The organism is Candidatus Kaistella beijingensis, assembly GCF_020084865.1.
In the GTDB taxonomy this organism is placed as follows: domain Bacteria; phylum Bacteroidota; class Bacteroidia; order Flavobacteriales; family Weeksellaceae; genus Kaistella; species Kaistella beijingensis.
The window spans coordinates 17,707-43,415 of the sequence record NZ_CP071953.1 but is presented as its reverse complement, the minus strand read 5'-3'; the positions used below and the strand labels follow the sequence as shown (position 1 = coordinate 43,415).

General features: G+C 37.8%; 18 protein-coding genes. 9 read left to right on the top strand and 9 right to left on the bottom strand.

Annotated elements, in window-relative coordinates; translation table 11 throughout:
- Positions 1-8 precede the first annotated feature (8 nt).
- Together porV and J4771_RS00155 are read left to right on the top strand one after the other, a co-directional pair.
- Complete coding sequence (porV, locus tag J4771_RS00160; protein WP_224135477.1) at positions 9-1,139, top strand: type IX secretion system outer membrane channel protein PorV; 1,131 nt, start codon at positions 9-11, stop codon at positions 1,137-1,139.
- 73 nt (positions 1,140-1,212) lie between these two features.
- The gene (locus tag J4771_RS00155) at positions 1,213-3,447 is read left to right on the top strand and encodes an FUSC family protein (protein WP_224135476.1); all 2,235 of its coding nucleotides are present in this window, start codon (positions 1,213-1,215) and stop codon (positions 3,445-3,447) included.
- A 94-nt stretch (positions 3,448-3,541) separates the two neighbouring features.
- Here J4771_RS00155 and J4771_RS00150 read toward each other — a convergent pair whose 3' ends face one another.
- Positions 3,542-4,153 carry a 4'-phosphopantetheinyl transferase family protein gene (locus J4771_RS00150; protein ID WP_224135475.1) on the bottom strand — a complete coding sequence of 204 codons (612 nt, stop codon included), beginning with the start codon at positions 4,151-4,153 and terminating at the stop codon, positions 3,542-3,544.
- A gap of 97 nt (positions 4,154-4,250) precedes the next feature.
- On the opposite strand from J4771_RS00150, the gene J4771_RS00145 reads away from it, so the two are divergent.
- The 6 genes from J4771_RS00145 to J4771_RS00120 all read left to right on the top strand — a co-directional run bounded on the left by J4771_RS00145 (position 4,251) and on the right by J4771_RS00120 (position 12,936).
- Positions 4,251-4,625, top strand: a complete 375-nt coding sequence (locus J4771_RS00145; protein ID WP_224135474.1) for a hypothetical protein — start codon at positions 4,251-4,253, stop codon at positions 4,623-4,625.
- Positions 4,626-4,757: 132 nt separating this feature from the next.
- Positions 4,758-5,840 (top strand): efflux RND transporter periplasmic adaptor subunit, encoded by a 1,083-nt coding sequence (locus J4771_RS00140; RefSeq protein ID WP_224135473.1) that lies wholly within the window; start codon positions 4,758-4,760, stop codon positions 5,838-5,840.
- A gap of 13 nt (positions 5,841-5,853) precedes the next feature.
- Entirely contained in the window at positions 5,854-9,054 is a 3,201-nt protein-coding gene (locus J4771_RS00135; RefSeq protein ID WP_224135472.1) for an efflux RND transporter permease subunit, read from the top strand.
- Positions 9,038-10,489, top strand: coding sequence for a TolC family protein (locus J4771_RS00130; protein ID WP_224135471.1), 1,452 nt, complete (start codon positions 9,038-9,040; stop codon positions 10,487-10,489). The genes J4771_RS00135 and J4771_RS00130 overlap by 17 nt, the downstream gene beginning before the upstream one ends.
- 279 nt (positions 10,490-10,768) lie before the next feature.
- Entirely contained in the window at positions 10,769-12,082 is a 1,314-nt protein-coding gene (ahcY, locus tag J4771_RS00125; RefSeq protein ID WP_224135470.1) for an adenosylhomocysteinase, read from the top strand.
- A 236-nt stretch (positions 12,083-12,318) separates the two neighbouring features.
- Positions 12,319-12,936, top strand: coding sequence for a GDSL-type esterase/lipase family protein (locus J4771_RS00120; RefSeq protein ID WP_317196382.1), 618 nt, complete (start codon positions 12,319-12,321; stop codon positions 12,934-12,936).
- 6 nt (positions 12,937-12,942) lie between these two features.
- On the opposite strand, the gene J4771_RS00115 is transcribed toward J4771_RS00120, so the two are convergent.
- The 7 genes from J4771_RS00115 to purM form a co-directional block, all read right to left on the bottom strand.
- Positions 12,943-14,295, bottom strand: coding sequence for a DEAD/DEAH box helicase (locus tag J4771_RS00115; RefSeq protein ID WP_224135469.1), 1,353 nt, complete (start codon positions 14,293-14,295; stop codon positions 12,943-12,945).
- A 117-nt stretch (positions 14,296-14,412) separates the two neighbouring features.
- Complete coding sequence (guaA, locus tag J4771_RS00110) at positions 14,413-15,942, bottom strand: glutamine-hydrolyzing GMP synthase (protein WP_224135468.1); 1,530 nt, start codon at positions 15,940-15,942, stop codon at positions 14,413-14,415.
- Positions 15,943-16,188: 246 nt separating this feature from the next.
- A complete protein-coding gene (gene purD / locus J4771_RS00105) occupies positions 16,189-17,424 on the bottom strand; it encodes a phosphoribosylamine--glycine ligase (RefSeq protein WP_224135467.1) in 1,236 nt (411 codons plus the stop codon).
- Between the two features lie 196 nt (positions 17,425-17,620).
- The gene (purH, locus tag J4771_RS00100) at positions 17,621-19,174 is read right to left on the bottom strand and encodes a bifunctional phosphoribosylaminoimidazolecarboxamide formyltransferase/IMP cyclohydrolase (protein WP_224135466.1); all 1,554 of its coding nucleotides are present in this window, start codon (positions 19,172-19,174) and stop codon (positions 17,621-17,623) included.
- A 237-nt stretch (positions 19,175-19,411) separates the two neighbouring features.
- The gene (locus J4771_RS00095) at positions 19,412-20,395 is read right to left on the bottom strand and encodes a helix-turn-helix domain-containing protein (protein WP_224135465.1); all 984 of its coding nucleotides are present in this window, start codon (positions 20,393-20,395) and stop codon (positions 19,412-19,414) included.
- On the bottom strand, positions 20,392-20,958 hold the full coding sequence (gene purN, locus J4771_RS00090) for a phosphoribosylglycinamide formyltransferase (protein WP_224135464.1): 567 nt from the start codon (positions 20,956-20,958) through the stop codon (positions 20,392-20,394). The genes J4771_RS00095 and purN overlap by 4 nt, the downstream gene beginning before the upstream one ends.
- Before the next feature lie 74 nt (positions 20,959-21,032).
- Positions 21,033-22,022, bottom strand: coding sequence for a phosphoribosylformylglycinamidine cyclo-ligase (gene purM / locus J4771_RS00085; protein ID WP_224135463.1), 990 nt, complete (start codon positions 22,020-22,022; stop codon positions 21,033-21,035).
- A 354-nt stretch (positions 22,023-22,376) separates the two neighbouring features.
- On the opposite strand from purM, the gene J4771_RS00080 reads away from it, so the two are divergent.
- Complete coding sequence (locus J4771_RS00080) at positions 22,377-23,267, top strand: DUF808 domain-containing protein (RefSeq protein WP_224135462.1); 891 nt, start codon at positions 22,377-22,379, stop codon at positions 23,265-23,267.
- Between the two features lie 66 nt (positions 23,268-23,333).
- Here the strand turns inward: J4771_RS00080 and metG are convergent, their stop codons facing one another.
- Positions 23,334-25,367 carry a methionine--tRNA ligase gene (gene metG, locus J4771_RS00075; protein ID WP_224135461.1) on the bottom strand — a complete coding sequence of 678 codons (2,034 nt, stop codon included), beginning with the start codon at positions 25,365-25,367 and terminating at the stop codon, positions 23,334-23,336.
- Between the last annotated feature and the right edge of the window lie 342 nt (positions 25,368-25,709).

Genomic DNA, 25,709 nt, shown 5'->3' with positions numbered 1-25,709 from the left:
ACGATTTTATGACATTGACTAAAAAACTCTTTTTAGGTTTGGGATTAGGGATGAGTGTCGCCGCTTATTCTCAAATTGGAAATATTTACCCGGTACTTACCGGAGCTCCCTTCTTAAGAATTTCTCCTGATGCAAGAGCAGGTGGAATGGGTGATCAAGGTGTGGCAACTACAACAGACGCTTTTTCCCAGTTTTGGAACGCAGCAAAATACCCCTTCAGTAAAACAACTTCTGCTGTAGGAGTTAACTATACTCCTTACATGAGTAAACTTACTAATGATGTATTTTTGTTATACGGTGCCTATCATCAATTTTTAGGAGATGAGGAAAGAGCCACCATTTCCGCAAGCATCTATTATTTCAACATGGGTTCTGTGGATTTAACAAAACTTGTTGGGACGGAAGTTGTTCAGGAAGGTACCGCAAAACCAAATGAGTTTTCTATTGACGTTGCGTACGGATTAAAGCTTTCAGACTATTATTCCATGGCGGTTACAGGTAGATTTATCCGTTCAGATTTGTCTGGTGGATTCAATTCCGACAATACTTTAAAACCAGCGAATTCCTTTGCAGTAGATGTTTCAGGATATTTTCAATCCGAAAAACACACCAGTATCAACGACTTTGAAGGCCGTGCAAGAGGTGGTTTTGCCATCCAAAATCTAGGACCAAGACTGGATTATACCGGAGATGACGAGTCAAGATCTTATTTGCCGACAATGGCTCGATTAGGAGCGGGCTACGATTTATTTATTGATGATTTAAATCGCGTGGGAATAAATTTCGAAGCGTCAAAACTTTTGGTTCCTGGACCCGATAAAACTGGAAACGTACCAAATGTGGGCGTAATGTCCGGAATCGGGAAATCTTTCAGCAACCCGAAAAGCTTAATGCTAAGTGGCGCTGTGGAATATGAGTACGACAACGCTTTCGCAGTAAGAGGAGGTTACTTCCATGAAAGTCCTGAACAAGGGGGAAGACAATACGCAACCGTTGGTGTTGGATTAAAATACCAATCTTTTGGTTTGGATATGTCTTACCTCATCAATACATCAAAAGTAAATTCCGCTTTGGACAACACTTTAAGATTCGGGCTCACCTGGAATATCGGCGAAGAATCATCCAACGCAGATTACTAATCAAAATCAGATTTAAAACAAAGTCCCGATTCGTTGGGACTTTTTTTGTGGAATAAAACTTTAAATTTGTACAATGAACTACGCCACCGAACTTAAAAAATTTGCAACCAGCCAGTCGATTTATTCCGGCGTGCGAATTTCTTTGGCAATTGTAATTCCAAGTATTATTTTGGCGCATTTCGGTTTGCTGAAAGAATTCTTCCTGTTTCCGCTTGCAACCAGTTTTGTGGGATTAACTGATCAAGCCGGACCATTTATCAGGCGAAGGAATGCTTTGCTTCTCGCAATTTTCAGTTTTTTAATAGTTGCGACCGTGGCGAGTTTAGTTAAAGATTTTCCTCTACTAATTTATCTCGAAATCATTCTCTTCGGAATGTTTTTCTCACTGATTGGTGTTTATGGACAACGATTGGCGGCAGTTGGCGGACTTTCGTTGGTCGTTCTCGGCATCTTTATCGACGGACATTTAACGGGGCAAAACATCTTTAAAAGTTTATTGATATTTTTTGCCGGATCGGTTTGTTATTTTCTGATATTTCTGATTGTTTCTAAAATTCAGCCTTACAAATTGGCAGGACAAATGATTGGTGAAAACTATCTTGAACTGGCAGAATATTTAAAAATTAAATCCAAATTCTATCTAGAAAACCCTGATTTTGATGAGCTTCACCGACACGTCATCTCGCAACAGATAAAGATTAAAAATTTACAGGAAGAAACCCGCGAAACCGTTTTTAAGACCCGACAAATTGTAAACGAATCTACCACGACAAGCCGTCTTTTAATGTTGATGTTTCTAAATTCAATCGATTTGCATGAAAAACTGATGACTTCGGAAACCGACTACCGAAAAATGCAGGAAAGTTTCGGGAAGAGCGGTTTTTTGAATTCACTGAGTGACTACTTGTCTAAACTCTTAGAAGAACTTACAAACATCGGCATCGCCTTACAAAGTGGAATTAAGGCTAAACCAATTCATCATATCGACTCTGAACTCGAAAAAATTTTTGAAGAATATTTCGATTTAAGGAACGAGAAACTAAATCCCGAAACTCTTGAAAACTTCATGATCATGCGTCTGATTTTGGTTCGGATTACCGACATCGCGGATGAAATCAAAACGATGTACAAAGTTTTCAGTCAAGACAAAAACTTGGCGAAAAGTCTTTCGAGCGGCCTTGATTTAGAAAAATTCGTGACCAACAACGAAAAGCTGAACATGAAAGTTCTGCTAAGCAACTTTTCATTAAAATCATCACATTTTCGACATTCAATTAGAATCACAATTGCTTTGTTAATCGGTTATTCCATTTCCAAATTCCAATTTTTGGGAATTGGTCATTCGTATTGGATTTTAATTACGATTGTTGCGATTATGCGACCTGCATATTCCACGACAAAACATAGAAATCTGCTTCGTTTGTACGGAACTGCTGCAGGTGCCGTAATTGCTTATGGAATTTTATTTTTTGTGAAAGACACCACTGCACTTTTAGTAATGCTTTTTTTTAGTATGATTATGTGTTTCAGTCTTTTAAAGGAAAAATATTCTTGGGCAGTTTTTTTTATGACGATCTATATTTTTCTGAGTTTTAATTTCCTCAATCCCGGAAATGTAAACCTTATTTTTAAAGATAGAATTCTTGATACGGCAATTGCAGGAATTGTCGCTTTCGTCGTCTCCTATTTCGTTCTTCCTGTTTGGGAACATACACAAAATATCGATTTGATGAAACGGTCATCCATCAGTAATCTAGAATATTTTAGGGCGGTGATGGATCTTTTCTCAGAAAAAAAATTAGGGGTTGAAAACTACAAGCTGAAAAGAAAAGACGCCATCATCAGTTTGGCAAATCTTTCCGATAGTTTTCAACGCATGATTTCCGATCCCAAAAACCAGCAGAAAAGGCTTGAAAATGTACACCAATTCGTCAACACAGGGCATTTGATTACCGCCTATATTGCTTCTCTTTCCCAATATACAAAAAGTGCAGACCAATACCCTGAAATTGATTTCGAAGGTTGGAACACCAAAATTTCGGCGGAACTCCGTGCAACTAATCTCATCTTGAATCAAGAGACTGCATTTGAGCAAACACTTCATGAAAGCCAAATTCAACCTGAGGATTCCGTAGAAAAACTCTTGGAAAGAAGAAAAAAAGAAATCAGCGAAACCGAAGTTTTCAACCGTCGCGACCCGAATAGAATCACTCATTTAACGGAACTGAAAAACTTAAGCGAAATTCTCGACCTGCTTTACGATGTGGCAAAAGAACAGCGTAAAGTGGCAGAGAAATTAGGCTTGTGATTTTGTGGGTGAGTCGTTGAGTTTTGAGGAATTAAGAGTTTGAGAATGGAAGTTTTTGAGTTTATTAAAAAGCTGGCATCTCGTATCTCGAACCTCAATCCACAATGGTCAAACAATAGTTGTCAAAAAATTCAACTCGGGCTTTAAACAAATCGGAAACTTTTTCGTCGTGAACCCTGCACCTAATTCCGTAAGGAAAATCCAGGTCGAAAGGTTTTACCTCATAATGCTTTTTTAGCGACCAATAATTCGAGTGGTGAATTTTGTAAAGGCTCTCTTTCAGCGACCAAATCACCGTGAGATAAGCAACTTCCCTACTCTTTTCAATAAATTCGGCCTCTTCAGGAAAAAGAAATTTGTCTTTAATCCTTAAAATTTTCTGGTTAAAAGGTTCGATATCGATTCCTACTTTATTTTTTGAAATTGCCAAAGCCGCAAAAGGAAAGGAATGGGTAATTGAAATCTCAAAATCTTTGGGATACAGCAAAGGTTCTCTTTCTTTGTAAAGAATTTTGTGATGGGGTAAAACTGATTTCAAGATCTTTCTTACCAAAAGATGTTCCTTTAACTTCGTTGGGTGATAATCTTTAATCTTTTCGTAGTCTTCCTTATCCAAAAGAAATTCTTCATTCAATTCCTCATTTTCGTCATACTTCCATAAAAGAATAGTGGCATTTTGGTCAGAAAAATCTCGGTAAAGCGGCATTGTTATTAAATTTTAACAAATATATGAAAACATTAAATTCTCATTAAATTTTGTCATCTGGATTGTAGCTTTATATTAAGCTTTGTAATTTTGTACCGTGAAAAAGGGAATAATTTACTTTTTAGCCGTAATTTTTGCAGTATTTATTGTAGGAAATAGTTATGAAATGGCATTAGGTCAGGAAATTTCAAACACAACAATTTCTCTACAAACAACCGCAAAAAATTCTCACTTTCACCAAAATGTCGAAAAAAAGCAGCACAAGAAAAATTTTGAAAAATTCTTAAAAACTACGGTGACTGAGGATAATTTTCAGGGACTGGATACCGACATTATTACTTTTGTTGCTGCACTTTCACTTTTTTCAAGTCTGATATTTTTACTCAACGGAAAATCAGATTTCACTGGTTTTAATCCTGAAGTTGTCCTTACTTCAAAACGTTATCTCGTTCTGAGAAACCTCCGTATTTAAAATTTTTATTTTCTTTTAAGAAGTTGATTATCAGTAATAATCAGCGGAAAATTTTGTGTTTAATTTTATGAATTGAATACATAAGTCACATTAAAAAATTCAAAATTATCTTTCTAAAAACGTAATCAACTTATGTTTAAATTATTTTCAGGCATTGCTTTGTGCAGCGCGTTACTGTTGGTTTCCTGCTCCAAAAAAGAGGAAAAAAATGAAGAAGCCGCTGTTTACCCCATCACCAATCCCATAAAACAAGACACCGTTCTCACCAAAGAATATGTCGCCCAAATAAAATCGGTAAAGAATATTGAACTTAGGGCGCAGGAAAAAGGTTTTCTGCAAAAAGTTTTTGTGGATGAAGGTCAATATGTGCATCAAGGACAGGTGATGTTTCAGATTATGCCGCAAATTTATCAGGCAGAGTATTTGAAAGCGAAAGCCGAAGTTGCACAAGCACAAATCGAGTTGCAAAACGCATCGACTTTATCCAAAAACAATGTCGTTTCTCCGCAGGAAAGAGCGATGGCGAAAGCAAAATTAGACGGCGCAAATGCCGAAATGAGATTGGCGCAACTCCACCTTTCTTTTACAAGTGTAAGAGCGCCGTTTTCGGGAATTATCAACAGACTACCTTTAAAAATTGGAAGTTTAATTGATGAAGGCGATTTGTTGACCACGCTTTCCGACAATTCCGGAATTTTTGCCTATTTCAATGTCGCTGAACCGGAATACATCAATTATATGACGCATTCATCTGAAAATCAACAAACTTCAGTTTCATTAATGATGGCAAATGGTGAAAAATTTCCGGAAAATGGTTATGTTCAAACGGTTGAAGGTGAATTTGACAATGAAACAGGAAACATCGCATTCCGTGCGAAATTCCCCAATTCTAAAGGTATTTTGAGAAACGGCGAAACTGGAAAAATTCAGATGGCTGTTCCTTTGATTGGTGCGATTATCATTCCACAAAAAGCAACTTACGAAATTCAGGATAAAACTTATGTTTTCGTGATTGATAAAAACGGTCTCGCAAAATCCAGAGAAGTAAAAATCGGAAACGAACTTCCAGATATTTACATCATTTCTTCAGGATTGACCGAGAATGACAAGATTTTGTTGGATGGCGTTCAGAAAGTGAAAGACGACCAAAAACTGAAAGTGAAGTTTGAAAAACCTTCCGATGTGTTCAGAAATTTGAAATATAAAGCGAATTAAAAACAGAGAAAAAATGTTTAATAAATATATTCGCAGACCAGTTCTGTCCATCGTCATCTCGCTAATTATCGTGTTTTTGGGAATTTTATCATTATTAAAACTTCCTATTACCCAATTTCCGAGCATTTCGCCCCCAAAAGTAAATATCACCGCAGAATATCCCGGAGCAAACAACGAACTTTTAATAAAATCAGTCATTATTCCTTTGGAACGCGCCATGAACGGAGTTCCCGGAATGAAATATATGGAAAGTGACGCCGGAAACGACGGTGAAGCGTCCATCAATTTGGTTTTTCAATTGGGAACCGACCCGAATGTTGCAGCGATTAATGTACAAAACCGCGTTTCTTCGGCGATTAACAAACTTCCGCCGTTGGTTGTTCGTGAAGGTGTGAAAATTACTCGTGAAGAACCGAACATTTTGATGTATGTAAATGTGTACAGCGACGACAAAAAAGTGGACAATAAATTTGTTTACAATTTTGCCGATATCAATATTTTGCCGGAATTGCAAAGAATTCCAGGGGTTGGTGAAGCCGATATCGTAGGAAACCGCGATTATGCGATGAGGATTTGGCTGAAACCGGACAGAATGACGGCTTACAACATTTCTGCCGATGAAGTAATGGAAGCATTAAGCGCACAAAGTTTGGAAGCGTCGCCCGGAAAAACAGGCGAAAGTTCGGGGAAAAAATCTTCAACTTTTGAGTATGTCATCAAATATCCCGGAAGATACACCAACGAAAAGCAATATGGCGAAATCATCGTAAAATCAAATTCCGACGGGCAATTTATCAGATTAAAAGATGTTGCCGATATTGAATTTGGAAGCAGTATGTATGATATTTACACCACATTGGATGGGAAAACTTCGGCTGCAATTACCATCAAACAATCTTACGGTTCCAATGCGAGCGATGTAATTACCAAAGTAAAAGCATTGATGGAAGACATTGGAAAACACAACCTTCCGAAGGGAATGCACTACAAAATCAGTTACGATGTTTCCCGATTTTTGGACGCGTCGATTGAAAAAGTAGTTCACACGCTTTTTGAGGCATTTGTTTTAGTGGGAATTGTGGTATTTCTGTTTTTGGGAGATTGGCGTTCCACGATTATTCCGATTATTGCGGTTCCGGTTTCGTTGATTGGCGCATTTGCGGTGATGTCGGCGTTTGGAATTACTTTAAATTTAATTTCACTTTTTGCTTTGGTAATGGCAATTGGTGTCGTTGTAGATGATGCAATTGTCGTCATAGAAGCAGTTCACTCCAAAATGGAACATGAAGGACTTTCGCCTTTACGAGCGACGGAAAAAGCGATGCACGAAATCAGCGGTGCAATTGTAGCGATTACTTTGGTGATGGCTTCGGTTTTCATTCCGATTGCGTTTATGAGCGGTCCGGTTGGCGTTTTTTATCGTCAGTTTTCCATCACAATGGCTTCTGCGATTATCCTTTCGGGAGTTGTGGCATTGACTTTAACACCGGCTTTATGTGCTTTAATTTTAATAAATAATCACGGAAAAGAAAGAAAGAAAACGCCGATTAATCTGTTTTTAGATAAATTCAACAATATCTTTAACCTCGGACAGAAAAAATATGAAAATGTTTTAAGCAAAACCGTTTCCAGAAAGATGATTACGCTGCCTTTATTATTACTTTTTTGTGGATTGATTTATCTTCTGGGCAACAAACTTCCGTCCGGATTTATTCCTCAGGAAGACCAAGGAATGATTTACGCCATTATCCAAACTCCGCCCGGTTCAACTTTGGAAAGGACAAATAATATTGCGCTTCAACTTCAAAAAGTGGCAGAAAAAGTAGAAGGCGTTCAATCCGTTTCTTCATTGGCAGGTTTTGAAATTTTAACGGAAGGAACCGGCGCAAACTCCGGGACCTGTATGATTAATTTGAAGGATTGGAAAGACCGAAAACTTTCCGCCCAAGAAATCATTAAAGAATTAGAGGAAAAAAGCAAAGATATTACAGGAGCCGACATTGAGTTTTTCCAACCGCCGTCAATTCCCGGTTATGGAGCAGCAGGAGGTTTCGAGATGCGACTTTTGGATAAAGCCGGAAGCGGCGATTTCCATATGATGGAAAAAGTGTCTAAAGATTTCGTGAAAGAATTAAAAAAACGCCCCGAAATTGGTGAAGCCTTCACTTTCTATTCCGCAAGTTTTCCGCAATATTCCCTCAACGTTGATAATGACATTGCGCAACAAAAAGGCGTTACTTTGGACAATGCGCTCAACAATCTCTCAACTTTAATTGGTTCCAATTATGAAACTGGTTTCATTCGTTTTGACCGTCCTTACAAAGTGATTGTTCAAGCAGGTCCGCAATATCGTGCAATGCCGCAAGATTTGTTGAAATTGTATGTGAAAAACAACAAGGATGAAATGGTGCCTTATTCCGATTTTATGAGTTTGAAAAAAACCTACGGATTGTCGGAAATGACGCGCTACAATATGTACAATTCCTCGGAAGTAAGCGGAAACCCCGCATCAGGATACAGTTCGGGAGAGGCGATAAAAGCCATTCAAGAAGTTGCCGACAAAACTTTGCCGAGAGGTTATGGAATTGATTGGGCGGGAATTTCAAAAGACGAAGTTTCGCGCGGAAACGAGGCGATTTATATTTTCTTGGTCTGTCTCGGATTTGTTTACCTTATTTTATCGGCGCAATATGAAAGTTTCATTCTTCCGTTACCAATAATTTTATCGTTACCGACGGGGATTTTCGGGGCATTTCTGTGTCTGCAATTATTCGGTTTGGAAAATAATATTTACGCCCAAATCGCAATGATTATGTTGATTGGCTTGCTTGGAAAAAATGCAGTTTTAATTGTAGAATTTGCCGTTCAACGAAAAAATGAAGGAATTTCTGTTCGTGATGCTGCTTTGGAAGGTGCTTCATTGCGTTTCCGCCCAATTTTGATGACTTCGTTTGCATTTATCGCAGGTTTGCTTCCTTTGGCAATGGCGACAGGACCAGGCGCAGTTGGAAACCGAACCATTGGAACGGCTGCAGCAGGAGGAATGCTTTTGGGAACGATTTTCGGGCTGTTTTTAATTCCGGGACTTTATTATATTTTCGGATTGATTGCCGCGAAATCACGATTGGCAAATTATGAAAAAGACAATCCTTTGAGTGAAGAATTGGATGACCACAATACAAGTTTAATAAGAGGAGATGAAGAACAAATTTAATTTTAAATATTTTGGCGTTGCAATTGGTTTTTTGGCTTTAATGGAAAGTTGCAAAGCACCGATGGCGACCGTAATTGCAAGTAAAGCGAAGGAAGAAGTTCCGCAAACGTATCAAAATCAGGAAAACAATTCCGAACAAAAAAATAGCGGTTTAATTCCGTGGAAACAGTTTTTTACCGATGCAGATTTGACGAATTTGATAGAAATCGCTTTGAAGAATAATCAAGATTTAATGATTACGCTTCAAGAAATCGAAATCGCGAAAGCCAATGTTCTGTATAAAAGCGGCTCATTGAAACCAACCGTTTCTGCAGGTGGAGGAATTGGCGCAGAAAAAACGGCGAGATACACTTCTTCCGGAGCCGGAAATGCTTCAACAAAAATGGAAGGCGACAAAAACATTCCAGAACCGCTTCCGGATTTCAGGTTTGGTTTGTCGGCAGATTGGGAATTCGATATTTGGCATAAATTAAGAACGGAAAAAGAAGCGGCAGTTGCGCATTATCTTTCCACGGTGGAAGGAAAAAATTTCGTACTTTCTTCTCTGATAGCTGAAGTTGCGGATAATTATTATGAACTTTTGGCTTTGGATAATCAGTTGGATATTATTCAGAAATACATTGTTTTGCAGCAAAAGGCGTTGGAAGTTTCCAAAATCCAAAAACAGGCAACAGCGACGACGGAATTGGCGGTAAAGAAATTTGAAGCCGAACTCGCCAAATCAAAAGCAGCGAAATTCGACCTCAACCAACAAATTACAGAAAAGGAAAACATCATTAATTCTCTTTTGGGAAGATTTCCGCAACCAATTGTGAGAAATAAGGAAAACTTTATGAAACTCGTTCCGCAAGCCGTTTACACCGGAATTCCGAATGAACTTTTGGACAACAGACCCGACATCAAAGCCGCTGAATTGGAATTAAAATCCGCAAAATTGGATGTGGAAGCCGCAAGAAAAGAATTTTATCCGTCGCTGCATATTGGTGCGACTTTGGGTCTGCAGGCGTTTAATCCGACTTATTTAACCAAAATTCCAGAAAGTATTGCATCAAATCTTGTTGGAGATATTGCTGGTCCGTTGATTAACAAAACCGCAATTCAAGCAAATTTTAAAACGGCGGATGCGAAACAAATTCAGGCGCTGTATGAATACGACAAAACGGTTGTGAATGCTTATTTGGATGTTTCGAGTTTGATGTCGAAAATTAAAAATATGGAAGGTTACTATAAATTGAAAGCGGAACAATCCAAAGCGTTGGATGATAGTAATGAAATCGCAGTTTTGCTATTCAAAAATTCCCGCGCCGATTATTTGGAAGTTTTACTGAATCAACGCGATGCTCTGGACGCCAAAATGGAACTGGTGGAAGCGAAGAAAAACCAGTTGAACGCGGTGGTAGATATTTATAAAGGATTGGGTGGTGGTTGGAAGTAATTTTTTGAAAATTTTTTGAAAATCTCTGATGTCGCCACTTCGTGGCTTCTTTAATCGAAAAATTTCATTTTTCTCTATAAACCGAAACTCCGTCGCGAAATTTTTGTGGCGGAGTTTTTTTGATATTAAATTTTGGCTAAAGCTAATTATAAATTCCTCCTTTTAAAAGCGGTCTAAAGCCCACTCCTATCGATATTTTAATTGAATTTATAAATTGTTCTATTCTTCAAAAAAACTTAAAAAAATATGTCGTATTTTTGCAAAAATTTTCTAAAATAAATGGAAACTACAACACAATACGTTCCTTACAAAGTAAAGGACATTTCCCTTGCAGAATGGGGAAGAAAAGAAATTGAGCTTGCCGAAGCAGAAATGCCGGGATTAATGGCAATTCGTGAAGAATATGGCCCTTCTCAACCGTTAAAAGGAGCAAGAATTGCGGGATGTCTTCACATGACGATTCAAACTGCGGTTCTTATTGAAACTTTGGTGGCTCTTGGTGCAGATGTTACTTGGTCTTCTTGTAATATTTTCTCCACGCAAGACCACGCTGCTGCTGCAATTGCTGCTGCAGGAATTCCTGTTTACGCTTGGAAAGGAATGAACGAGGAAGAATTCGATTGGTGTATCGAGCAAACTTTGTTTTTCGGTGAAGACAGAAAACCATTAAACATGATTTTGGATGATGGTGGAGATTTGACAAATATGGTTTTCGACAGATACCCTGAATTGACAAAAGACATCAAAGGGCTTTCTGAAGAAACCACAACCGGAGTTCACAGACTTTATGAAAGAATGGAAAAAGGAACTTTGGTAATGCCTGCAATCAACGTAAACGATTCTGTTACCAAATCCAAATTCGATAATAAATATGGTTGTAGAGAATCTGCGGTTGATGCGATTAGAAGAGCAACAGACGTGATGTTGGCTGGAAAAAGAGTAATCGTTTGTGGTTTTGGTGATGTTGGTAAAGGAACTGCCGCTTCTTTCAGAGGTGCAGGTTCTATCGTAACAGTTACAGAAATCGACCCAATCTGTGCGTTGCAAGCTGCAATGGAAGGTTACGAAGTGAAAAAACTCGACAACGTAATTGAAACTGCGGATATCATCATCACGACTACAGGAAATTACAACATCGTAAGAGGTGAACATTTCAAAAAAATGAAAGACAAAACCATCGTTTGCAACATCGGTCACTTCGATAATGAAATTGACATGGCTTGGTTGAACGAAAATTATGGTTCTACAAAATCAACCGTAAAACCACAAGTTGATATTTACAATGTGGATGGAAACGACATCATCATCCTTGCAGAAGGTCGTTTGGTAAACCTTGGTTGTGCAACAGGACACCCAAGTTTTGTGATGAGTAATTCATTCTCCAACCAAACTTTGGCACAAATTGAACTTTGGACAAACAGCGATGCTTACGAAAACCAAGTCTATATGTTGCCTAAAAAATTAGACGAAAAAGTAGCGATGCTTCACCTGAAAAAAATTGGTGTAGAACTGGAAACTTTATCACCAGAACAGGCTAAATACATCGGTGTAGAGGTTGAAGGACCTTATAAGCCGGAATATTACAGATACTAGGAAATACGAACTACGAAATTCGAATTACGAATATGACTCCTCGAAAATTTTCGGGGAGTTTTTTTATGCGGTTTTTTTGAAATTTAAAGGTGAGGTTCCTTTCAGTTTTTAAAAGTTCGGCGAAATGTGGAAACACATTGTATGATTATTAATGATGCAAAGCCTATCCAAATAATCAAAAAATAAATTGTGATCAATGAAAAAACTATTTTCTATTACCTTTCTTTTTTTTATTAATTTTAAATATTTCGGCACAAAACAAACCTACTTTTTGGGATGATATTCAATATTTTAACCAATTAAATAAAGACAATCCACCTAAAAAAGATGCAATACTTTTTTTAGGAAGTTCCTCATTTACAAGATGGACTAATATCTCAGATTATTTTCCAGATAAGACCATTATTAACAGAGGATTTGGCGGCTCAAGTTTATCCGACCTCAATTTTTATTCAAAAGAATTGTTACAACCTTATTCGCCAAAACAAATTATTATTTATTGCGGCGAAAACGATTTTGCCGCTGATGAAGAATTGAAACCAAGACAGGTTTTCAAGAGATTCAAAAAGTTTTATTGCGAAATCAGGGATTATTATCCGGATATTCAGGTTGATTATATCTCAATAAAGTTATCACCGAGTCGGCAACATCTTTGGACAAAATATTGGGCAACAAACGAATTGATTAAAAAATTTATGCACAGAAAGGAAAATGCTCATTACATCGACATTACGAGAGCAATGAACGATGTAAATGGAAATGTGCGTAAAGATCTGTTTTTGGAAGACATGTTACACATGAAACCGGAAGGTTATCAAATCTGGGCAAGAGAAATGAAACCTTTTCTGAAATAGATGAGTCTATTTTTTTCTCTTCGATTTCGACTTTGATTTTTGTTGCGCTCTATTTGCACCCACTTTTTTAGCAGGTTTTCTTTTGTGCGGACCGCCCCAATTTTCCTTCTTGTTCTTGTCTTTTTTATCGTGAAAAGCGCCTCCTCCTTCTTCAAATTTTACCGTGTGTGCGTTTTTCATCTTCACTTCTTCTTTTTCGGAAGCTATTTTTAAAGGATTGATTTTAACTTCCGCAGGAAAATCTTTGAAAGTCAATTCTTTATCCATCAAAACTTCGATATCCAACAAAAGGGGTTCTTCTTTTTTCGTTATAAATGAAACAGAAACCCCGTCTTTATCGGCTCTTCCGGTTCTTCCGATTCGGTGAATGTATTGTTCCGGAACTTCAGGAATCTCAAAATTGATGACGTGCGTGATATCTGAAATATCCAATCCTCTCGCCATAATATCGGTGGTAATCAATCCACGAACTTGTTGGGTTTCGAAACTTTTCATCGCATTCAAACGGTAATTCTGCGATTTGTTGGAGTGAATCACATCAAACTCTCCCGGAAAAAGCTCATCTATTTTGGTGAAAAGATAATCAGCGTGTTTTTTATTGTTACAGAAAATCAATACTTTAGAAAACTCTGAATCCGTTTTTAATAGATTTTCTAAAAGATTTATTTTGGTATTGAAGTTTTCAACTTTGTAGGCAATCTGTTCAATTTTTTCGAGCGGAGTTCCTGATTTTGCCAAAGAAATTTCCACAGGACCTGCAAAATATTGTTCCAATAATGCGTCAACTGCTTCGGTCATCGTTGCAGAAAAAAGGATGTTTTGTCTTTTCTCACGCATCATTTCGAAAATGTGGGTTAACTGGGCTTTGAAACCGAGATTCAGCATTTCATCAAATTCATCGATGACCAATTTTTGAACTTCCTTTAAAGAAATCGCATTGTCAATCGCCAAATCCATCACTCTTCCCGGAGTTCCGACTAAAATATCGCAACCGTCATTAAACAAAAGTTTTTGGGTATTAATATTTTTTCCGCCATAAATTCCGATGACTCTTGCTGAAATATTTTGGGTTAAATTCTCCAAAATCTCGGTGACCTGAACGACCAATTCACGAGTTGGAACCAAAATCAAAACCGTAGGATTCCCCGATTTGTTATACTTCCACATTTTCAAAACAGGAAGAAGGTACGCCAAAGTTTTTCCCGTTCCGGTTTGTGCAATTCCCATCACATCGCGACCTGAAAGAATCGGTTTCAGTGCTTTTTCCTGAATCGGCGTCGGTTCAAAAAGATTGGAATCTGCAAGTACGTCAAGGATCTTTTCAGGCAGTTCGAAATCGGCAAAAGTGAGTTTTTCCATTTTGCAAAGATAACGTTTTAGCAGAAAGATGGATGTTGGAAGAGGGAAGTTTAAAAATTCACCAAAATAAATGCTATAATTTTTAAATTCTCAAACTCCCAAACACACCCACTCAAATCATTCCCACTCAATCGTTGCAGGCGGTTTGCTGGAAATATCGTAAGTCACCCGATTAATTCCGCGAACCTCATTGATAATTCTGTTGGAAACCGTGTCTAAAAATTCGTACGGAAGTCGGCTCCAAGTCGCGGTCATGAAATCGATTGTGTTTGCAGAACGAACAACCGCAGTGTATTCATAAGTCCTTTCATCGCCCATTACACCGACAGATTTTACAGGAAGTAAAACGACGAAAGCTTGAGAAACCTTTTCGTAGAGGTTATTTTTATATAATTCTTCGATGAAAATATCGTCAGCTTCTTGAAGAATTCGTACTTTTTCAGCATCAACATCACCTAAAATTCTAATTCCTAAACCAGGACCAGGAAACGGATGACGATGAACCAAATGGTGCGGAATCCCGAGTTCCTCACCAACTTTTCGGACTTCATCTTTGAATAATTCCCGTAGAGGTTCCAACAATTCAAAATCCATTTGTTCGGGAAGTCCGCCTACATTGTGATGGGATTTGATGACTGCAGAAGGACCTTTTACCGATTGAGATTCGATAACATCGGGATAAATGGTTCCTTGAGCTAAAAATTTTGCACCTTCAATTTTATGGGATTCTTCATCGAAAACTGCCACGAATTCGTTTCCGATAATTTTACGTTTTTCTTCAGGTTCAGAAATTCCTTTTAGCTTATTTAAAAACCTTTCGGAAGCGTCGATTAATTTGATGTTAAGATGGAAATGTTCGCCGTAATTCGTCATTACTTTTTCGGCTTCATTTTTTCTTAAAAGTCCGGTGTCGACAAAAATACAAGTGAGTTGGTCACCGATTGCTTTGTGGATTAAAACTGCGGCAACGGAAGAATCTACACCACCGGAAAGTCCGAGAATAACTTTTTGGTTTCCTACTTTTTCCCTAATTTCGGCGACGGTTTTATCGATGTAATTCGTGAGTTTCCAATTTTTTGGAGCGTTGCAAATATTGAAGACAAAATTTTCAATCATTCGGGAACCTTCTTCCGTATGCGAAACTTCGGGATGAAATTGGACGCAATATATTTTTTTTGATTCGTCGGAGATTGCAGAAATTACATCGGTATTTCCATTAATTTGAAAACCTTCCGGAGCAATTTCCACCTCATCAAAATGGCTCATCCAAACTGTTGAAAATCTGCTGATTCCGGAAAGAAGTGCGTTTGATTTTTGGATTTCAAACTTGGCTTTTCCATACTCTCCTTTTTCCCCTTTTTTTACTTTTCCGCCCAAAAGATGGGTCGTTAACTGCATTCCGTAACAAATTCCGAGAATGGGAATGTTTTTTTCAAATAAAGCTTTGTCCACCAAATGTGCATTTTCTGCATTCACGGAACTCGGCCCGCCAGAAAGTATGATTCCTACTGGATTTTTGGCAAGAAGTTCTTCTAAAGGGGTATTAAATGGAAGAACTTCTGAATAAACGCCGAGTTCGCGGATTCTTCTTGCGATTAACTGATTGTATTGCGAACCGAAGTCGAGGATGATGATGCCGTTGTTCATGAGAGGGTGTATTGGTGAGTGGGTGAGAAATTGGTTTGAGAGATTCAATAGGTTCAAATTGTTCTACGATTAAAACCCTGATTGTCTTTTAAAAATATTTTTGATTAGAAGCCGGAAATCGTAACTAGCCCCGATTGCAGCGACATCCTTTTTGTGAGGAGGAACGACGAGCAAAAAGATACAGCGGAAAGCGGGAAACAGCTCCTAATCATCCACAAAAAATGGGAGACGAATCCCCCAATTTTTCTAGAATTTTCCGATGTCGTCTCTGTAATATTCGTAATCGAAATTGATTGTTTTCGCATCTGCGTAAACGGTTTTTCTCGCTTCTTCATAAGAATCGGCGGTCGCGACCAGACACAAAACTCTACCGCCTGTCGTAAGAACTTTGTTGCCGGAATTTCTTGCACCTGCAAAAAGTACCTGGCTGTGCGCTTTTTCAAGATTTTTTATTTCAAAACCTGTTTGGATTTTTGCAGGATAACCTCCTGAACACATCACCAAACAAACCGCTTTTTTGTCGCTGAATTTTAATTCTACATCTTTCCCGTCGAGACAATCGTTAATTACGTCGAGCAAGTTGTTTTCCAGCAAAGGAAGGATTACCTGTGTTTCCGGATCGCCCAATCTCATGTTGTATTCCAGCAAATAAGTTCCGTCGTTGGTAACCATCAATCCGAAGAAAATGAAGCCTTTGAAATTGATATTGTTCGCATGAAGTCCCGCCAAAGTTGGCGTTAAAATATTGGCTTCAAAATCTCTATAATTTTCTTCCGTAAAATCCGGACAAGGAGCTACACTTCCCATTCCGCCGGTGTTTGGACCTTTGTCGCCGCTTCCTGCTTTTTTGTAATCCTTCACGGGAATACATGGGAAAAGTTTGGAACCGTTGGAAAATGCAATGATGGAAGTTTCAAAACCTTTTAAATATTCTTCAATCACCAACTGAATTCCCGCGTCGCCATAAATTCGGTCAATCATAAAACGGTGAATCGTGGATTCTGCTTCCACCAAATTATCTGCAATCACCACTCCTTTTCCGCCTGCAAGTCCGCTCGCTTTGATGACCAAAGGGAATTTCTGTGTTCTCACATAATCGATTGCGTCTTGGTACGCATCAAAAACTACCGCTTTTGCTGTTTTGATATTGTTGGTCTGCATGAATTTTTTAGAAAAAGCCTTGCTTCCTTCCAATTCCGCTGCTCTTTTTCTAGGACCGAAAATCTTGAGGTCGTGTTTTTTGAATTCATCTACAATACCTTCCACTAAAGGAGCTTCCGGACCTACAATCGTTAAATCTATTCTTTCTTTGATGGCGAAGTTTCGCAAACCTTCCACGGTTTCCTCGTACACATTTTGTCCTAATTTATCGGTGGTCGCAGTTCCTTTTGCGAAAAACATTTTGGTAATTCTGCTGTCGTCTTTCAGCTTCATAGCGAGAGCAGATTCTCTTCCGCCGTTTCCTACAATTAATATTCTCATTTTTTAAATTACTTTTCTAATATTACAAATTTAATGATTTGGTTTCAAATTTCCGATACTTTTAGGTGCAAGTTTCATGGCGCAGTTGGTGCAAGTTGCAATTGGTGAGATGTAAAAAGATAATATTGAAAATTTAAAATCATACACAAAACCAATTTCATCCGTCTGCAACTTGCACCAACATTCACCAAAAAAATTAATGCAGAAAATGTCTCATTCCCGTCAACATCATTGGTATTTTGTGTTCGTTTGCGGCTTCGATGGAATCTTGGTCTTTTACGCTTCCACCGGGTTGAATGATGGCTTTGATTCCTTCTTTTGCACAAAAATCAACCACATCGCGGAACGGGAAAAACGCATCGGAAGCTAAAACTAAATCTCCAGAAAACTTTTGCCTCAATAAACTCGGCGAATCTCCTCCGTCGATTTCTTTTGCTCGATTTACTGCCTGTTCTGTTGCCCAAATTCTGTTGACTTGTCCACCGCCGATTCCTAAAGCCTGAGTTCCGTTTGAAACTACGATGGCGTTGGATTTAACATATTTCACCACTCTTTGAGCGAACAATAATGCTTTTTTCTGTTCTTCGGTTGGCTGAATTTCCGTGACGGTTTTGATTTCCTCAGAGAATTGATTGTCATTGTCCTGAACCAAAATTCCGCCATCAATTTTTACCCAGGTTTGTTGGTCGGAAACTGGATTTTTGATTTTGATGATTCTTAAATTCTTTTTCTTTCTTAAAATTTCCAGGGCGGCTTCATCAAAATCGCTTGCCATTACAATTTCGAGGAATGTTTTGTTGAGTTCTTCGGCGGTTGCGGCATCGACTTTAAAATTCATCGCGATAATTCCACCAAAAATGGAAATTGGGTCGCATTCAAAAGTTTTCCTGTAAGTTTCTAAAGGAGAATTTCCGATCGCAACGCCGCATGGAGTAGAATGTTTTACTGCGCAACACGCCATTTCATTTTTGAATTCGTTGACGACTTTCCAACATAAATCCATATCGCGAAGATTGTTGAACGATAGTTCTTTTCCGCCTAAAATTTCAAAATCTTTCATCGCGCCGTTTTCAAACGTGGAAACGTAATATGCAGCGGTTTGATGCGGGTTTTCGCCATAACGTAAATCAGAAACTTTTTTGTAGGAAGCATTTAAGTATTGTGGGTAATCTTCATCCAACAGCATTTTTGAAATCGCGGCATCGTACGCAGAAGTTAAGTTGAACACTTTTCCAGCCAACTTTTTCCTTGTTTCTAAAGTGGAATCTCCCGTTTCTGAAATTTCATTTTGAATTTTAGAATAATCTTCTACATCTGTAATCACCGTAACCGAATTGAAATTTTTCGCGGCAGAACGCAACATCGAAGGTCCGCCAATATCGATGAACTCTACTTTTTCATCCAGAGAAATATTTTTATTCACATTTTCAAAAAATGGATAAAGATTGACGATAACCATATCAATCAAACCTATTTCGTGTTCTTGAACGGTTTTCATGTGTTCTTCGTTATCGCGAACTGCAAGAAGTCCGCCGTGAACTTTTGGGTGCAACGTTTTCACACGACCGTCCAACATTTCAGGAAAATTGGTGACCTCATCAATTTGAATTGGGCTTAATCCTGCTTCTTTCAGATGTTTAAAAGTTCCGCCTGTGGAAATGAGTTCGTAATTGCTTTCTTCTAAAAATTTTGCGAAATCAATGAGTCCAGATTTATCGGAAACACTGATTAATGCTCTTTTCTTTGACATTTTCTTTCTTTTTAACTTTTTATTAGATTTTTGGCATCGCCAATTTTTTTTTTTAATAATACATTTATTTAGATTGGGTACAAAGCAAAAGAACTTTCGGGACGAATCCCAAAAGTTCTAAAAACACAAATGATGAAAAAAAATTTATACCTATGTGAATAGATACTGGTGCAAATGTAATCCTTAAAAAACGCTTTGGAGATACGTAAAGTCATATTTTTACTACGCTAAATCAAATTATTGCTCAAATTTTGAGTTTAAATATTCAGTGGGTGTGATAGAAAAATGTTTTTTGAAAGCGGTACTGAAGTGATTGGGGTTTTTGTAACCCATAATGATTGCAATTTCCTTCACGCTATAATTGTTCAGCAACATTTTTTTTGCTTCATTAAATCTTAGGTTATTCCAATACTGAAAGATTGTAATGTGGTAATGCTGTTTGAACGAATTACTCACCGTACTACTATTGGAGCCCAGTTTCTTGGCAATGTCCCGCAGTGTAAACTCGGCAAATGTATTTTGCTTGATAATTTTATGGATGCTTTGTGCCAGTTTTTTTGTGGGATCTACCTTCTCTTCAGTATATTCCTGCTGTTTCAATGATTCCAGCTGAAGCATAAGAAGTTCGTAAAGTTTCGACTCAAGGAAAAGTTTAAGGAAAATTCCTTTTCTTTTGGTTTCAATGATTTCAGAAATTACTTTAAGCATTTCGTCGTTGATGATCTCACCGTCCTCTTTGAATATCCATCTCTCGCCTTCCGATAATTTGGAAAACCCATCATCCAGAATATTATTGTCTTTCCCAATGCATTTCAGAAAGAAATTTTTGTTCAAAAAAACATTCACTAACTTGATATGCTGGTTTTTCTTATAATACGTATTTACTTCCCTACTTTTCCAGAAGAAGATATTGTGGGTGTTGGTTTTTGATTCGTAGGTCTGCAAAGTATCTACTGAGGAATTTGTTAAGCTGCCTTCCAGAATAAAATAAAGACAAACCACCTCACCTTCGATATTAAACCTATAAGAAAAATCTTTCTTAGAGTCAATTTCCGAATACTGAAATACCGCATCCTCCATTTGAAAAATAAGATTGGTCACGGATTTCATCTCATTCGAGAACTCCAAACGCTTTTCCACGACATCTTCATTCCCGTTAACCGGAAAAAGGCTAATTTCAGGAATAATTTCTCCAGCTTCATTAAATACCCTGGTTTTCACTTATAATTTAATATTTTATTGATGGCTTTTGGGAAAATATCATATTCAACGGCGTGTACTTTTTCTGCCAAACCTTCGGGAGTTTCATTTGCTCCTATTTCAAAAGACTGCTGCAAAATAATTCCGCCTTCATCAATTCCCGCTGTCACAAAATGAACCGTTGCTCCACTCTCCTTTTCTCCGGCTTCCAAAACAGCATTGTGAACATTCATTCCCCACATTCCCAAACCGCCAAATTTGGGTAAAAGTGCGGGATGAATATTGATGATTTTATTTTGAAACTTTTTACAAAATTGCTCATTTAAAATGGATAAAAAACCTGCAAGTACAACTAAATCAATATCTTCAGGAACAATTTTTTCTAACTTTTCCGAAAAAGATTTTCCGCGTTTAATTAATTGGTGTGGAATCCCCGCATTTTCGGCACGTTGAAGCCCGTAACAATCGCGGTCTGCAACGACGAGTGAAATTTTCGTGTCAGCAATTTCTCCGCTTTCTACACAGTCGATGATGCGCTGAAGATTGGTTCCGGAACCGCTGATTAAGACAACAATTTTCTTCATAATCAAGATTTCAGATTTCAGATTTCAGATTTCAGATTTTAAAAGTCTGTTGTCTGATGTCTGAAATCCGATGTCTATACTAATTTAATTTTTTCTGAACCCTCCACAATTTCCCCGATTTCATAAGCGTCCTCCAACAAATCCATTACTTTTTCGGAGTGTTTTGCGTCGATAATCACCACCATTCCGACACCCATGTTGAACGTTCCATACATTTCCATCCGGTCGATGTTTCCACGTTTTTCGAGTTCGAGCATGATGGTTGGAATTTTAATTTTCGAAGTATCGATTTTAGCACAAAGATTGTCGGGAATAATTCTAGGAACATTTTCAATCAAACCGCCGCCTGTAATGTGCGCGATGCCGTAAATTTTCACTTCCTCCAAGAGTTTATGAATGGGGTTGAAATAAAGTCTTGTAGGAATTAAAAGTGTTTCATAGAGAGGTTTTCCTTCAAACTCTTCATTAAAATCCGTGAAAATTTTTCTTACCAAAGAAAATCCGTTGCTGTGGAAACCGGAACTCGGCAAAGCAATAATTTTATCACCTCTTTTGATTTTTTCTCCTGTAATTACTTGGTCTTTTTCCACAATTCCGACGCAAAAACCGGCAACATCATAATCTCCCGGTTGATACATTCCCGGCATTTCAGCGGTTTCGCCGCCGATTAATGCACATTCATTGTCTTTGCAGGCTTTCACCATTCCCATCACAATTTCGGCTGCAATTTCAGAATCGAGTTTTCCGCACGCTAAATAATCAAGGAAAAATAATGGTTTTGCGCCGTGACAAAGAATGTCGTTCGCACACATCGCGAAACAGTCAATCCCGATGGAATCGTATTTTTTGGAATCTAAAGCGACTTTCAGTTTGGTTCCCACTCCATCTGTTCCGGAAACCAAAACAGGATTTTTGTAGCCCGCAATTTCATAAAACGCCCCGAAACTTCCCAATCCCGAAAGCACATTTTTATTATGGGTTTCTGCAACGGCAGATTTTATTTTATCAACGGTTTTGTAGCCTTCTTCTTTGTCGACTCCGGCGGATTTATAGGTGTTGCTCATTTTTACTTTTTTGTTTCAAATTGATGCAGGTTGCAAGGTTTGAAATTGTTTGACATCATTTGATTTTGTTTGAAATCCAATCTTCAGTCTTCGGACTTTTCAAAACAAAAAAAGCCGACAATCTTACGGACGTCGGCTCAATATTTTGGGGTGGCGCAGATTTCATTTCCAAAATTTTGGAATTTTTCTTTTTCTGAAAATGATGGCTGCGTTTTCATTTCTTTAAAAATTTCGTTCTGCGAAAATAGTAATTTTTAATGAGTTTTAAAAGCGAAATTTATCCACAAAATAAATATGCAAACGTAAAAATCTGCTTTAAAAAACCTATTTTTGCCCCAATTAAAAATAAAGAATATGGCTTCAGGTTTTTTTGCAATTTTAGATGATATTGCCGCATTGATGGACGATATCGCCGTAACTTCAAAGATTGCAACCAAGCAAACCGCAGGAATTTTGGGCGACGACCTCGCTGTGAATGCCGAAAAAGCGACCGGATTTTTGTCATCACGGGAAATTCCCGTTTTGATGCAGATTATGAAAGGTTCTTTCATCAATAAACTCATCATTTTACCGATTGCGTTTCTTTTGCAATGGCTTTATCCACCCGCAATTAAGGTGATTTTAGTTTTAGGGGGACTTTATTTGGCGTATGAAGGTGTGGAGAAAATCATCGAATATTTTTTTCATAAAAAAGAGGACGAAGAAACCGGACAAGAAGTGATTACAGCAATTGAAGAACCAAGCGACGCTGGCGAAAATGAAGAAAAAGCAAAAATTAAATCCGCGATTACCACCGATTTTATTTTGTCTATTGAGATTGTGATCATTGCTTTAGGAACAGTTCTCAATCAGAGTTTGGCGATTCAGATTATTACGGTTTCCATCGTTGCAATTCTCGCGACTGTAGGTGTTTACGGAATTGTAGCATTAATTGTAAGAATGGATGATGCTGGTTACAAATTAATCAGAAAATCTAAAAAAGAGAAAGGATTTTTAGTTTCTTTAGGAACATTTTTGGTGAAGGCTTTACCTTGGGTAATTAAAGGTTTAGGTGTTATCGGAACAGTTGCCTTAATTTTAGTTGCAGGCGGAATTTTCGACCATAATATTGATTATTTGCACCATTTATTACCAAACGTTCCGTCAATGGCAAAGCAAGCGATTTATGGAATTATGGGAGGTTTGTTGATGGTCCCGTTTATTATTTTGTTTAAAAAGATATTTTATTCACTGAAAAAATCATAAAAAAATGCGCATCGTTTTGATGCGCATTTTTGTAATCTTCCGTTTTCCAACTTTCATCTTCTGACTCTATCCTATTTCAATTCCGTTTTCCACTTTTTCGTCGGGAGTTACGAAGGATAATTTTCCGTCGGGTTTTGTTGTTAAAAGTAACATTCCTTGCGATTCGATTCCTCGGATTTTTCGTGGAGCCAGATTTAATAAAATCATTACCTGTTTCCCAATTAATTCTTCCGGCGAGAAACTTTCCGCGATCCCGGAAACTACGGTTCTAATATCAACGCCGGTATCCACTTTTAGTTTTAAAAGTTTGTCGGCTTTTTCTACCTTTTCCGCTTCCAAAATGGTTGCGGTTCTCAAATCTATCTTAGTAAAATCGTCAAATTGGATTTCGTCTTTCATGGGTGTTGCGTTGGGATTTGTTTTGGCGTTGGACAGTTTCGTATTTTCTAATTTTTGAATTTGGAAATCGATGGTTTCGTCTTCAATTTTTGAAAATAAAAGTTCGGATGGATTGATTTGGTGTCCTGTTTTCACAAGAATTTTTTGGTTTTCAATATCCCTCCAATTCATTTGTGAAACGTTGAACATGTTCAATAATTTTTCTGAAGAGAACGGCATAAAAGGTTCCGAAATCTGCGCTAAACCAGCTGCAATCTGCGCCGCAACGAACAGAGAATTAGCCGCTTTTTCAGGGTTTTCTTTGATGGTTTTCCACGGCTCTTCGGTTTGAAGGTATTGGTTTCCAAATCTCGCTAAATTCATCAATGATGATAGAGCGTTTCTGAATTCAAAATTTTCCAGGAACGTTTCAATTTCTTTTGCGTGTTTGGCAACTTCGTTTAGTTCTTCAACATTTTCATTTCCGTCTGGAATTATTCCATCATAGTATTTGTGGATCAGAACTGCAACTCGATTAATGAAATTCCCGAAAATTCCCACCAATTCAGAATTATTTTTGGTTTGAAAATCTTTCCAGGTGAAATTATTGTCTTTGGTTTCAGGAGCCGAAGAAAGCAAGGCATATCTCAAAACATCTTGTTGACCAGGAAATTCTTCTACATATTCATGTGCCCAAACCGCCCAGTTTCTGGAGGTTGAAATTTTGTCGTTTTCTAAATTTAAAAATTCAAAAGCGGGAACGTTGGCCGGCATCACATAATCACCGTGAGCTTTCATCATTGCCGGGAAAATAATGCAGTGGAAAACGATATTGTCTTTTCCGATAAAATGGATTAAATCTGAATTATCGCTTTGCCAATAGTCTTTCCAGTTTTTGCCGTTTTTCTCTGCCCATTCCTGGGTGAAAGAAATATAGCCAATTGGTGCATCAAACCAAACATAAAGCACTTTTCCATTTGCATCTGGAAGTGGGACAGGAACGCCCCAATTTAAATCTCGCGTCATTGCTCGAAGTTTCAAGCCGTCGTTTAACCAAGATTTTACCTGGCCGTAAACATTGGGTTTCCAATCATCTTTATGACCTTCGATAATCCATTGGTTGAGGAAATTTTCGTATTCATTTAGAGGGAGGTACCAATTTTTGGTTTCCTTTAAAACAGGAACATTTCCGCTCAACATTGATTTTGGATTGATCAATTCTGAGGGTGAAAGGGTGGAACCACATTTTTCACATTGGTCGCCGTAGGCATTTTCGTTGCCGCAATTGGGGCAGGTTCCCACGATATAGCGGTCTGCAAGAAATTCCCCGGCTTGTTCATCAAAGTATTGTTCGGAAATCTCTTCAACAAATTTGTCCTTATTATATAGTGTGGTGAAAAAATCCTGGCTGACCTCGTAATGTTTGTGGGATGTGGTTCTGGAATACTCGTCAAACGAAATTCCTAAATCTTTGAATGATTTTTTGATGATTTCGTGATATTTGTCCACGATATCTTGCGGAGTAACCCCTTCTTTTTTAGCTCGAATGGTGATTGGGATTCCGTGTTCATCGGAACCACAAATGAATGCTACCTCTTTCCCCATTCTTCTCTGAAATCGTGCATACACATCTGCAGGAACATACACTCCCGCCAAATGCCCAATGTGAACCGGACCGTTTGCATAAGGCAACGCCGCCGTAATCATCTTTCTATCTGACATATTTTTGTTCTGAATTTGTTGCAAAGATAAGCGTTATGCATTTGAATTAAAAATTAATAAAATATTACAGAAATGTGAACAACTTAAAATTGAAAATTACAAAAAGCCGATGTAACGCGCCATATTTTGTTAAACATTAGTTTAACTTTTTGTTAAAATATTATAGTCTCCCGATGAGAAAATGAATATTTATTTTACTGAATATCAATACTTTAAATAAATTCAACTCGCTTAATATATGATAATTCTCATTAATAATTAACAATTTTATCAAAAAATTAATAATCATTGAATTTTTGATTAAATTGCAATGCTTCTTTTACAGAAGTAATTATGTATTGA

Excerpts from the sequence above, each read along its gene's own strand:
- porV (WP_224135477.1), top strand. The coding sequence starts at position 9 with ATGACATTGACTAAAAAACTCTTTTTAGGTTTGGGATTAGGGATGAGT.
- J4771_RS00155 (WP_224135476.1), top strand. The coding sequence starts at position 1,213 with ATGAACTACGCCACCGAACTTAAAAAATTTGCAACCAGCCAGTCGATT.
- J4771_RS00150 (WP_224135475.1), bottom strand. The coding sequence starts at position 4,153 with ATGCCGCTTTACCGAGATTTTTCTGACCAAAATGCCACTATTCTTTTA.
- J4771_RS00140 (WP_224135473.1), top strand. The coding sequence starts at position 4,758 with ATGTTTAAATTATTTTCAGGCATTGCTTTGTGCAGCGCGTTACTGTTG.
- J4771_RS00135 (WP_224135472.1), top strand. The coding sequence starts at position 5,854 with ATGTTTAATAAATATATTCGCAGACCAGTTCTGTCCATCGTCATCTCG.
- J4771_RS00130 (WP_224135471.1), top strand. The coding sequence starts at position 9,038 with ATGAAGAACAAATTTAATTTTAAATATTTTGGCGTTGCAATTGGTTTT.
- ahcY (WP_224135470.1), top strand. The coding sequence starts at position 10,769 with ATGGAAACTACAACACAATACGTTCCTTACAAAGTAAAGGACATTTCC.
- J4771_RS00115 (WP_224135469.1), bottom strand. The coding sequence starts at position 14,295 with ATGGAAAAACTCACTTTTGCCGATTTCGAACTGCCTGAAAAGATCCTT.
- guaA (WP_224135468.1), bottom strand. The coding sequence starts at position 15,942 with ATGAACAACGGCATCATCATCCTCGACTTCGGTTCGCAATACAATCAG.
- purD (WP_224135467.1), bottom strand. The coding sequence starts at position 17,424 with ATGAGAATATTAATTGTAGGAAACGGCGGAAGAGAATCTGCTCTCGCT.
- purH (WP_224135466.1), bottom strand. The coding sequence starts at position 19,174 with ATGTCAAAGAAAAGAGCATTAATCAGTGTTTCCGATAAATCTGGACTC.
- purN (WP_224135464.1), bottom strand. The coding sequence starts at position 20,958 with ATGAAGAAAATTGTTGTCTTAATCAGCGGTTCCGGAACCAATCTTCAG.
- purM (WP_224135463.1), bottom strand. The coding sequence starts at position 22,022 with ATGAGCAACACCTATAAATCCGCCGGAGTCGACAAAGAAGAAGGCTAC.
- J4771_RS00080 (WP_224135462.1), top strand. The coding sequence starts at position 22,377 with ATGGCTTCAGGTTTTTTTGCAATTTTAGATGATATTGCCGCATTGATG.
- metG (WP_224135461.1), bottom strand. The coding sequence starts at position 25,367 with ATGTCAGATAGAAAGATGATTACGGCGGCGTTGCCTTATGCAAACGGT.